This window comes from Azospirillum sp., from assembly GCF_050789165.1.
In genome coordinates this window covers 1-8,414 of record NZ_JBOZRT010000158.1, presented here as the reverse complement: position 1 = coordinate 8,414, position 8,414 = coordinate 1, and the positions used below count along the sequence as shown (strand labels likewise).

Sequence of the window (8,414 nt, the reverse complement as noted above, 5' to 3'; positions counted from 1 at the left end):
CCGACAACATCCCCGAGCACATCACCGTGTCGTGCGAGGGCTTCGATGTCGGCGATTCGATCCACATCTCCTCGGTCAAGCTGCCGGAAGGCGTGAAGCCGACCATCGACCGCGACTTCACCATCGCCACCATCGCCGCGCCGTCGGGCCTGAAGTCCGAGGCCGCCGAGGGCGAGGGCGCCGCGTCCTAAAGAAGAGTCAGCGAGAGGGCGCCGCCCTCTCGCGCTCTCCTGCAAGGGGCCGCGAGGCCCCTTGACCTCATCCGGAAATCATCATGTTGCTGCTGGTCGGACTCGGCAATCCCGGCGCGGAATACGCGCGCAACCGGCACAACATCGGTTTCATGGCGGTCGAGGAGATCGCCCGCCGCCACGGCTTCTCGCCGTGGAAGAAGCGCTTCCAGGGCCAGACCTGCGAAGGCACCGTCGCCGGCGACAAGGTGCTGGCGCTCGAACCCCTCACCTACATGAATTTGTCCGGCCAGTCGGTCGGCGCGGCAATTCAGTTCTTCAAGCTGAAGCCCGAGCAGGTGGTCGTGTTCCACGACGAGCTCGACCTGCCGCCCGGCCGCATCCGCGTCAAGAAGGGCGGCGGCCACGGCGGGCACAACGGCCTGCGCTCCATGGACGCGCACATCGGCAAGGAATACTGGCGGGTGCGCCTGGGCATCGGCCACCCCGGCGACAAGAACGCCGTCTCCAACTACGTGCTGCACGATTTCGCGAAGGCCGAGCAGACCTGGCTGGAGCCCCTGATCGACGCCTGCGCCGCCAGCTTCCCGCTGCTGGTCCAGGGCCAGCCCGAGAACTTCATGAACAAGGTGACGCTGGCGACGCAGCCGCCGAAGTGACGGCCGCGCCCCCAGTCGGGCTTACTTGCACTCCCCGATCGACTCCGCCGCGCACACCCGACCGTCCGTCCAGATGGCGCCGCCGAGCCGCGTGCCGACCAGCACCGCGCCCTCCAGGTTGGCGCCCTTCAGGTTGGCGCCCGCCAGGATCGCGCGGGTGAAGTTGACGCCCTTCAGGTTGGCGCCCGCCAGATTGGCGTCCTTCATGTAGGTCGCGAAGGCCGGGGCGTTCTCCAGGTCGGCGCCGGACAGGTCGATCTCCGGCGCGATCGCCACCTGGAAGTTGGCCCGGCGTAGGTCGGCGCCACGGAACTTGGCGCCGTCCAGCCGCGCCGCCTCGAAGTTCGCCTCCGGCGCCTTGGCGTTGGAGAAGTCCTTGCCGCGCAGGTCGGCCAGCGTGCAGTTGAACTCCTTCGCATCGACGCAGTTCGGCGTCAGCGTGACGGCCGAGGCCGGCCCGGCCCACGCGGCCAGCGCCGCGGCAAGGGAGAACACGCAACCGGCAGTAATGCGCACGCTCATGAGAACCTCCTAATTTACAAGCCGGGCGCGATTTCACAGCGGCGCCAGGGAATTCCCGCGGATGCTCGCGCGAACCCGCCACAGCGGCTTTGACTTCGATCAAGCGGCGGACCAACCCCACTTCGCGTTTGCGCTTTGCGTCCGCACGTAGGATAAAGCGCGCGTCCCGGACACCGAGCGAACCGAAGAATCTCCCATGGGTTTCAACTGCGGCATCGTCGGCCTGCCCAACGTCGGCAAGTCGACCCTGTTCAACGCGCTGACCGCCACCCAGGCGGCGGAGGCGGCCAACTTCCCCTTCTGCACCAAGGAGCCGAACGTCGGCCGCGTCGGCGTGCCCGACCCGCGGCTGGAGAAGCTGGCGGCGATCTCCAAGTCGCAGAAGATCATCCCGACCCAGTTGGAGTTCGTGGACATCGCCGGCCTGATCCGCGGCGCCTCCAAGGGTGAGGGCCTGGGCAACCAGTTCCTGGCCAACATCCGCGAGGTGGACGCCATCGTCCACGTGCTGCGCTGCTTCGAGGACGACGACGTCACCCACGTGGAGGGCAACGTCGATCCCCTGCGCGACGCCGAGGTGGTCGAGACCGAGCTGATGCTCGCCGACATGGAGAGCCTGGAGCGCCAGCTCACCAGCCTTCAGAAGAAGGCGAAGGGCGGCGACAAGGACTCCAAGGTCAAGGCCGACCTGATGGAGCGCGCGCTGAAGGTCCTGCAGGACGGCAAGCCGGCCCGCGTCGTCCAGCTGGACGCGGAGGAACTGCCGGTCTTCAAGCAGTTCATGCTGCTGACGGCCAAGCCGGTGCTGTACGTCTGCAACGTCGAGGAGGCTTCGGCCGCCACCGGCAACAGCTTCTCCGCCCTGGTGGCGAAGAAGGCCGAGGCCGAGAACGCCGGCATGGTCGTCATCTCCGCCGCCATCGAGTCCGAGGTGGCGCAGTTGAGCGATCCGGAGGAGAAGCAGGAGTTCCTGTCCTCCATGGGCCTGGAGGAGACCGGCCTGAACCGCCTGATCCGCGCCGGGTTCAAGCTGCTCGACCTCATCACCTTCTTCACCGTCGGCCCGAAGGAGGCGCGCGCCTGGACCGTGCGCCGCGGCGCCAAGGCGCCGGAGGCCGCGGGCGTCATCCACACCGACTTCGAGCGCGGCTTCATCCGCGCCGAGACCATCGACTATGACAGCTTCGTCACCCTGGGCGGCGAGCAGGGCGCCAAGGACGCCGGCAAGATGCGGCAGGAAGGCAAGGAGTACGTCGTCCAGGACGGCGACATCTTCCACTTCCGCTTCAACGTCTGACGCACCAGGCCTTCGCGAACAAGGGCGCCGCTCCGATGGGGCGGCGCCCTTTTCGATTCCGCCCACCCCACTTTGTCACCGCGCCCGATGCCGTTAACGCTTCCGTAACCAAAAGAATCCGGCTTAACTACCCCGGATTTATGGTTAACAAATTCCTATTTCGGCTGTTATAGCCGGAGTGGGACCAGGAGGTGTCATGGCGGCGGGCATCAAGGCGTTGACGGAGGCGGGTCTCCTCGGCCCGTTGCCCGGGGGCGTTCCGCCGGAAGGCGACCTCGCCGCCGCGTTCGCCGACCGGCTGCGCGAGGCCATCGCGCGCGACGAGCTGTGGCTCGCCTACCAGCCGCAGGCCGACGCCCACACCGGCCGGCTGACCGGGTTCGAGGCGCTGGTGCGCTGGCGTCTGCCCGATGGCACGGTGGTGCCGCCGGACGTCTTCGTGCCGATGGCGGAGGCCGGCGAGGGCATCCACATCCTCGGCGACTGGGTGCTGCGTCGCGCCTGCGAGACGGCCGCCGGCTGGCTGCAGGCGGGGCTGGTCGACGTGCCGGTGGCGGTGAACCTGTCCTCGCGCCAACTGGAGGACCCGGTCCTGGCCCGCACCGTGCTGGGCGTGCTGACCGAGACCGGGCTGCCGGCCGCCAACCTGAAGCTGGAGTTGACCGAGACCGTGCTGTTCCAAGGCGGCGATGCGGCGCGGCAGAGCCTGCTGGAGCTGCGCGGCGCCGGGGTGCGGCTGGTGCTGGACGATTTCGGCACCGGCTATTCGTCGCTGGCGCTGCTGCGCAGGGTGCCGGTGGAGGCACTGAAGATCGACAAGCACTTCGTCGAGGCGATGGTCGAGGACCGCGACGCCGCCGCCATCGTGCACGCCATCGTGGCGCTGGCGCACGCGCTCGGCCTCCAGGTCATCGCCGAGGGGGTGGAAACGGCCGAGCAGCTGCTGTTCCTGCGCGCCTACCGCTGCGACCGCATCCAGGGCTACCATTTCTCCCGGCCGCTGCCCCCCGCAGACGTGCCCGCCTTCATCGCCCGAAACGCTGGGTCGCCCCCAGCCGGATGACCTTGTCCGTCTCCTCCCAGGGAACGAGCGCCACCGCTTCCTCCACCGTGGCCCAGCGCACCTCCAGCGCGTCGTCCATGGCCTCCGCCTCGCCGGCCTGCCAGTCCGCCGCGACTTCGACCAGCGTGTAGTGGTAGTGCACGGTGTCCGCAGCGTCGCGGGTGATGGCGTCCACCACGGTGACCACGTGCGTCGGGCGGACGGTCAGCCCGGTCTCCTCCCGCACCTCGCGCGCCGCGGCGTCGAACACGGTCTCACCGACGTGCTGGGCGCCGCCGGGAATGCTCCACTGGCCGAGGCGCGGCGCCCGGCCGCGGCGGATCAGCAACAGGCGGTCGCCCTTCCAGACGAGGACGCCGACTCCCACCCACGGGCGGTCGGGGTATTCGCGGGACGAACGGTCGGTCGCGGTCTCGGTCATGCGCGTCGGTGTTGCTTCCGGTGGAGGGGGTCTCTATGAAGGCCCCTTCCGGGGTTCCCCGCCTTGCCAGCATGGACGAGCCGGCGCGGAAGCCAAAGCTAATTTCAAACGGATCAACGGACGAACGCCATGTCGGACCTCCACAAGCGCGCCATGGAAGCGGTGCTGCAAGCCGCCGAGCACGACGTCGTGGCCACGCTCCAGGAGCGCGCCATCAAGGACAGCCACAGCGAGGAGGCCGACGAGGCGGTGCTGGACGTGGCGATCCTGCACGCCTGGCGCATCTTCGTGCGCATCTGCGAGCAGCGCGGCCTGACCGTCGACGCCGGCCTGTTCGCCGAGCTGGCCGGCGAACTGGCCGACGAACTGGCGCAGGACCAGGATTACGATTAACGTCATTCCCCGGGAGCCCACCGACCGGGGAGTGCCGCCATGAAGCTCAACGAGATCCGCACCTTCGTGGCGGTGGCCGAGGCGCAGTCGGTGCAGGAGGCGGCAAACCGCCTGCACCTCACCCAGTCGGCGGTGTCGCGCCTGATCCAGCGCCTGGAGGCGGAGGTCGGCGCCACGCTGTTCGACCGGCAGAGCAAGCCGCTGGCGCTGACCCGCGACGGCGAGACCGCGCTGGCGCACGCCCGGCGCGTGCTGGAGGCGGTGGACGGCCTGGGCGAGGCGTTCGCCGGCAGCGGCCAGCCGGCCGGCATCCTGCGCCTGGGCGCCACCCACGTGCTGTCGCGGCTGCTGGCCGGCGACGCGCTGGACGACGTGCGGACATCCTTCCCCGGCCTCACCGTGCGGCTCAGCTCGGACTGGAGCAACGCGCTGCTCGACCAGCTCGACGGCGGCGCGCTGGACGGCACGCTGGTGCTGACCGCCGAGGACGGCATGCCGCGGGCCGAGCTTCAGGGCCGCCGCCTGTCCCAGGAGGAGATCAGCGTCGTCGGGTCGCCGGAGCTCGTCGCCCGCACGCGCGGCTCGCTGGCTGCCATGAACGCGGTCGGCTGGGTACTGCAGCCCGAGGGCTGCCGTTACCGCACCACGCTGACGGAGGCGCTGCACCGCGCCGGCCTGCGCCTCAATGTGGCCGTCGAATCCTTCGACCAGGAGCTGCTGCTCAATCTGGCCGCCCGCGGCGTCGGCTTCGGCACCGGGCCGCTGCGGCTGGTGGAGGGCACGCCGCTGGCGGCGCGGCTGCGCCCGGTGGCGGTGGACGGCTTCCGGCTGACGGTCGCAGTGTGGCTGGTGCGGGCGCGGCACAGCGGTCGGCTGGACCGCGTGTTCGACGGGCTGGAGCGCAGCCTGCTGCACCGGCTCGCCCCGCAACCGCTCGGCCTCGTGCATTCCGCAGCGGAATAATCCACTTTCCCATTATGAATTGGCGGAAGTCGCGAACCCCACGTAGGATCGCGGGCAACAAGCCGGACCCGTTCGCAGGCACCGGCGGGAGGGATTTACGGATATGAGCACCAGCACCCCCGCGGCCGACCGCGCATCCGGTTGGCGCACGCCGGCCGCCATCATCGTCTGCGGCTGCCTGATCGCCATGCTGGCGTTCGGGCCGCGCTCCAGCATGGGCCTGTTCATCGGCCCGCTGACCGAGACGCGCGGCTGGGGCCGCGACGTGTTCGGCCTCGCCATGGCGATCCAGAATATCCTGTGGGGCGCCGGCGGCCCCTTCGCCGGCGCGCTCGCCGATCGCTACGGCCCGGCGCCGGTGCTGGCCGGCGGCGGCATCCTGTACGCCGCAGGCCTCGCCCTGATGTCGGTGGCCGACACGCAGCTGATGCTGCACCTCTCGGCCGGCGTGCTGATCGGCCTCGGGCTGTCCGGCGCCTCGTTCGGCATCGTCATCGCCGGCTTCAGCCGCATGGTGCCGGCCGAGAAGCGCTCCTGGTCCATGGGCATCGCCACCGCTGCGGGCTCCATGGGGCAGTTCCTGTTCGCGCCGATGGGACAGGCGTTCATCGCCGGCTACGGCTGGCAGACGGCGCTGGTGCTGTTGGGCGCCTCGATGCTGCTGGTGCCGCTGCTGGCCAGTTCCTTTTCCGGCTCCGGCGGCGCCAACAATTCCAAGGTCGCGGTCACCGGCGCCGACATCGGCTTCATGGAGGCGATCCGGCAGGCGTTCCGCCACCGCAGCTACGTGCTGCTGGTCTCCGGCTTCTTCGTGTGCGGCTTCCAGCTCGCCTTCGTCACCACGCACCTGCCGCCCTACCTGACCGAAGCCGGCATCAGCCCCGGCCTCGCCGCCTGGGCGCTGGCGCTGATCGGGCTGTTCAATGTGGTCGGCTCCTACACTTCGGGCGTGCTGGGCGGCAAGATGAGCCGGCGCTATCTGCTGGTGGCCAACTACTTCTGCCGCGGCGTGGCGACGGCGGTGTTCCTGCTGGTGCCGGTCACCCCGGCGTCGGTGATCGTCTACGCGGCGGTGATGGGCCTTCTGTGGCTGTCCACGGTGCCGCCGACCTCGGGCCTCGTGGCGCTGATGTTCGGCACCCGGTACCTGGGCATGCTCTACGGCTTCGCCTTCTTCAGCCATCAGGTCGGCGCCTTCATCGGCGTCTGGCTGGGCGGCGTGCTGTACGAGCGCACCGGCTCCTACGACGTGGTGTGGTGGCTGAGCGTGGCGCTGGCGATGTTCGCCGCCATCGTGCACTGGCCGATCACCGAAAAGCCGGCGCCGTCCCTGGCGAACGCCGAGGCGCGCGCCTAAGTCGACGGCCATGCAGCAGACGCCCTCCATCGGCCCCACCGGATTGGGCCACGGTTTCGCCCTCGCCTTCTTCGGCGTGGTGGTGGCGGTGTGGCTGGGGCTGATGACGGTGTCGCTGCGGCAGGCGGCGCTGCCGGAGGAGACGGACGGACTGGTCCTCGCCGTCTTCCCACCGGGCACGCCGGACGACGACGCCTTCACCGCCATGGTCAAGGCCGGCGGCGAGCCGGTGCGGCCGACGTGGCTGGGCTTCGCCTGGGTGGCGCGCGGCCGCGAGGCGGGGTTCGTCGGCCGGCTGAAGGACGAGGGCGCGGTGGCCGCCTTCGGCGAACTGCCGGTCGGCCCGACGCTCGGCGGCTGCGCGGTGGTGACGGACGACCACAAGCGGGCGGAGATCTACAAGCTGCGGCCGTGAGGCAACAACGCTTGCCCCCTCCCCATCCCTCCCCCGCTTCGCGGTGGAGGGGGCAGAGCGACGGAGTTCCCTCCACCGCCGAAGGCGGGGGAGGGTTAGGGAGGGGGCAAAAGGGCCAAACAAAAAGGCCCCGTCCCGCAGGACGAGGCCTTTCGGGTTCCAGCTGGAAACCCGATCAGTACATGTGCTGGCCGCCGTTGACCGACAGGGTCGAACCGGTCATGAAGCCGTTTTCGTCGTCCACGAGGTAGAGCACCGCCTTGGCGATCTCGTCGGCGCGGCCGAGGCGGCCGACCGGGATGCGGGCGACGATCTTCTCGAGCACGTGGGCCGGCACCGCGCGCACCATGTCGGTGTCGATGTAGCCCGGCGCGATGGCGTTCACGGTGATGCCCTTGGCCGCGCTCTCCTGAGCGAGGGCCTTGGTGAAGCCGTGGATGCCCGACTTGGCGGCGGCGTAGTTGACCTGGCCGTACTGGCCGGCCTGGCCGTTCACCGAGCCGATGTTGACGATGCGGCCGAAGCCGCGCTCGCGCATGCCGTCGATGACGTTGCGGCACATGTTGAAGCAGGACGAGAGGTTGGTGTGGATGACCTCCTCCCACTGCTGGTACGTCATGCGGTGCATGACGCCGTCACGGGTGATGCCGGCGTTGTTGATCAGCACGTCGACCGGGCCCAGCTCGGCGGTGATCTTCTCGATGCCGGCCTTGCACGCCTCGAAGTCGGAGACGTCGAACTTGTACACGGCGATGCCCGTGCGCGCCGAGAACTCCTTGGCGCGCTCGTCGTTGCCGGCGTAGTTGGCGGCAACGATGTAGCCCGCCGTCTTCAGGGCGACCGAGATCGCCTCGCCGATACCGCGCGTGCCGCCGGTGACAACTGCAACTCGAGCCATTTCCTGCTCCCCCGTCGTAAAGTCTGTGGTTTTCGTTTCTTGTCTTAACCGGAGACGGAAACGGGCCGTTCCCCCTCAGAAACGGCCCGTACCCCGGATCAGTCGCGCTGGACGCAGAGGGCGATGCCCATGCCGCCACCGATGCACAGCGTGGCGAGGCCCTTCTTGGCGTCGCGCTTCTGCATCTCGAACAGCAGCGTGGTCAGCACGCGCGCACCCGAGGCGCCGACCGGAT

At 69.4% G+C, this 8,414-nt stretch carries 10 protein-coding genes and 2 pseudogenes; 8 read left to right on the top strand and 4 right to left on the bottom strand.

The annotated features are described in order from the left end of the window. Window positions 1-191, top strand: a pseudogene (locus ACRWK7_RS33420) (50S ribosomal protein L25/general stress protein Ctc); the annotation flags it as partial. A gap of 83 nt (window positions 192-274) precedes the next feature. Beyond that, window positions 275-850, top strand: a complete 576-nt coding sequence (gene pth / locus ACRWK7_RS33415; protein WP_431861897.1) for an aminoacyl-tRNA hydrolase — start codon at window positions 275-277, stop codon at window positions 848-850. Between the two features lie 21 nt (window positions 851-871). Here pth and ACRWK7_RS33410 read toward each other — a convergent pair whose 3' ends face one another. Next, complete coding sequence (locus ACRWK7_RS33410) at window positions 872-1,372, bottom strand: pentapeptide repeat-containing protein (protein ID WP_431861895.1); 501 nt, start codon at window positions 1,370-1,372, stop codon at window positions 872-874. Window positions 1,373-1,568: 196 nt separating this feature from the next. Between ACRWK7_RS33410 and ychF the strand changes: the two genes are divergently transcribed. Then, window positions 1,569-2,669 carry a redox-regulated ATPase YchF gene (gene ychF / locus ACRWK7_RS33405; protein ID WP_431861893.1) on the top strand — a complete coding sequence of 367 codons (1,101 nt, stop codon included), beginning with the start codon at window positions 1,569-1,571 and terminating at the stop codon, window positions 2,667-2,669. A gap of 196 nt (window positions 2,670-2,865) precedes the next feature. Beyond that, window positions 2,866-3,732 carry a putative bifunctional diguanylate cyclase/phosphodiesterase gene (locus tag ACRWK7_RS33400; protein ID WP_431861892.1) on the top strand — a complete coding sequence of 289 codons (867 nt, stop codon included), beginning with the start codon at window positions 2,866-2,868 and terminating at the stop codon, window positions 3,730-3,732. On the opposite strand, the gene ACRWK7_RS33395 is transcribed toward ACRWK7_RS33400, so the two are convergent. After that, complete coding sequence (locus tag ACRWK7_RS33395) at window positions 3,695-4,153, bottom strand: NUDIX hydrolase (RefSeq protein WP_431861890.1); 459 nt, start codon at window positions 4,151-4,153, stop codon at window positions 3,695-3,697. The genes ACRWK7_RS33400 and ACRWK7_RS33395 overlap by 38 nt on opposite strands. A gap of 129 nt (window positions 4,154-4,282) precedes the next feature. Here ACRWK7_RS33395 and ACRWK7_RS33390 point away from each other — a divergent pair, with 129 nt between their 5' ends. The 4 genes from ACRWK7_RS33390 (at window position 4,283) to ACRWK7_RS33375 (ending at window position 7,281) form a co-directional block, all read left to right on the top strand. Then, window positions 4,283-4,546: a hypothetical protein gene (locus ACRWK7_RS33390; protein WP_109117786.1), complete on the top strand. Its 264-nt coding sequence runs from the start codon at window positions 4,283-4,285 to the stop codon at window positions 4,544-4,546. Window positions 4,547-4,585: 39 nt separating this feature from the next. Next, window positions 4,586-5,509, top strand: a complete 924-nt coding sequence (locus ACRWK7_RS33385; protein ID WP_431861888.1) for a LysR family transcriptional regulator — start codon at window positions 4,586-4,588, stop codon at window positions 5,507-5,509. A 103-nt stretch (window positions 5,510-5,612) separates the two neighbouring features. Next, window positions 5,613-6,866, top strand: coding sequence for an MFS transporter (locus ACRWK7_RS33380; protein ID WP_431861886.1), 1,254 nt, complete (start codon window positions 5,613-5,615; stop codon window positions 6,864-6,866). Window positions 6,867-6,876: 10 nt separating this feature from the next. Beyond that, on the top strand, window positions 6,877-7,281 hold the full coding sequence (locus ACRWK7_RS33375) for a hypothetical protein (RefSeq protein WP_431861884.1): 405 nt from the start codon (window positions 6,877-6,879) through the stop codon (window positions 7,279-7,281). A 175-nt stretch (window positions 7,282-7,456) separates the two neighbouring features. On the opposite strand, the gene phbB is transcribed toward ACRWK7_RS33375, so the two are convergent. After that, complete coding sequence (gene phbB, locus ACRWK7_RS33370) at window positions 7,457-8,179, bottom strand: acetoacetyl-CoA reductase (protein ID WP_431861882.1); 723 nt, start codon at window positions 8,177-8,179, stop codon at window positions 7,457-7,459. Window positions 8,180-8,277: 98 nt separating this feature from the next. Beyond that, window positions 8,278-8,414 (bottom strand): annotated as a pseudogene (locus tag ACRWK7_RS33365) (acetyl-CoA C-acetyltransferase); the annotation flags it as partial.

Bases quoted from the DNA above. Each gene is read 5' to 3' on its own strand.
- pth (WP_431861897.1), top strand. From the start codon at position 275: ATGTTGCTGCTGGTCGGACTCGGCAATCCCGGCGCGGAATACGCGCGC.
- ACRWK7_RS33410 (WP_431861895.1), bottom strand. From the start codon at position 1,372: ATGAGCGTGCGCATTACTGCCGGTTGCGTGTTCTCCCTTGCCGCGGCG.
- ychF (WP_431861893.1), top strand. From the start codon at position 1,569: ATGGGTTTCAACTGCGGCATCGTCGGCCTGCCCAACGTCGGCAAGTCG.
- ACRWK7_RS33400 (WP_431861892.1), top strand. From the start codon at position 2,866: ATGGCGGCGGGCATCAAGGCGTTGACGGAGGCGGGTCTCCTCGGCCCG.
- ACRWK7_RS33395 (WP_431861890.1), bottom strand. From the start codon at position 4,153: ATGACCGAGACCGCGACCGACCGTTCGTCCCGCGAATACCCCGACCGC.
- ACRWK7_RS33390 (WP_109117786.1), top strand. From the start codon at position 4,283: ATGTCGGACCTCCACAAGCGCGCCATGGAAGCGGTGCTGCAAGCCGCC.
- ACRWK7_RS33385 (WP_431861888.1), top strand. From the start codon at position 4,586: ATGAAGCTCAACGAGATCCGCACCTTCGTGGCGGTGGCCGAGGCGCAG.
- ACRWK7_RS33380 (WP_431861886.1), top strand. From the start codon at position 5,613: ATGAGCACCAGCACCCCCGCGGCCGACCGCGCATCCGGTTGGCGCACG.
- ACRWK7_RS33375 (WP_431861884.1), top strand. From the start codon at position 6,877: ATGCAGCAGACGCCCTCCATCGGCCCCACCGGATTGGGCCACGGTTTC.
- phbB (WP_431861882.1), bottom strand. From the start codon at position 8,179: ATGGCTCGAGTTGCAGTTGTCACCGGCGGCACGCGCGGTATCGGCGAG.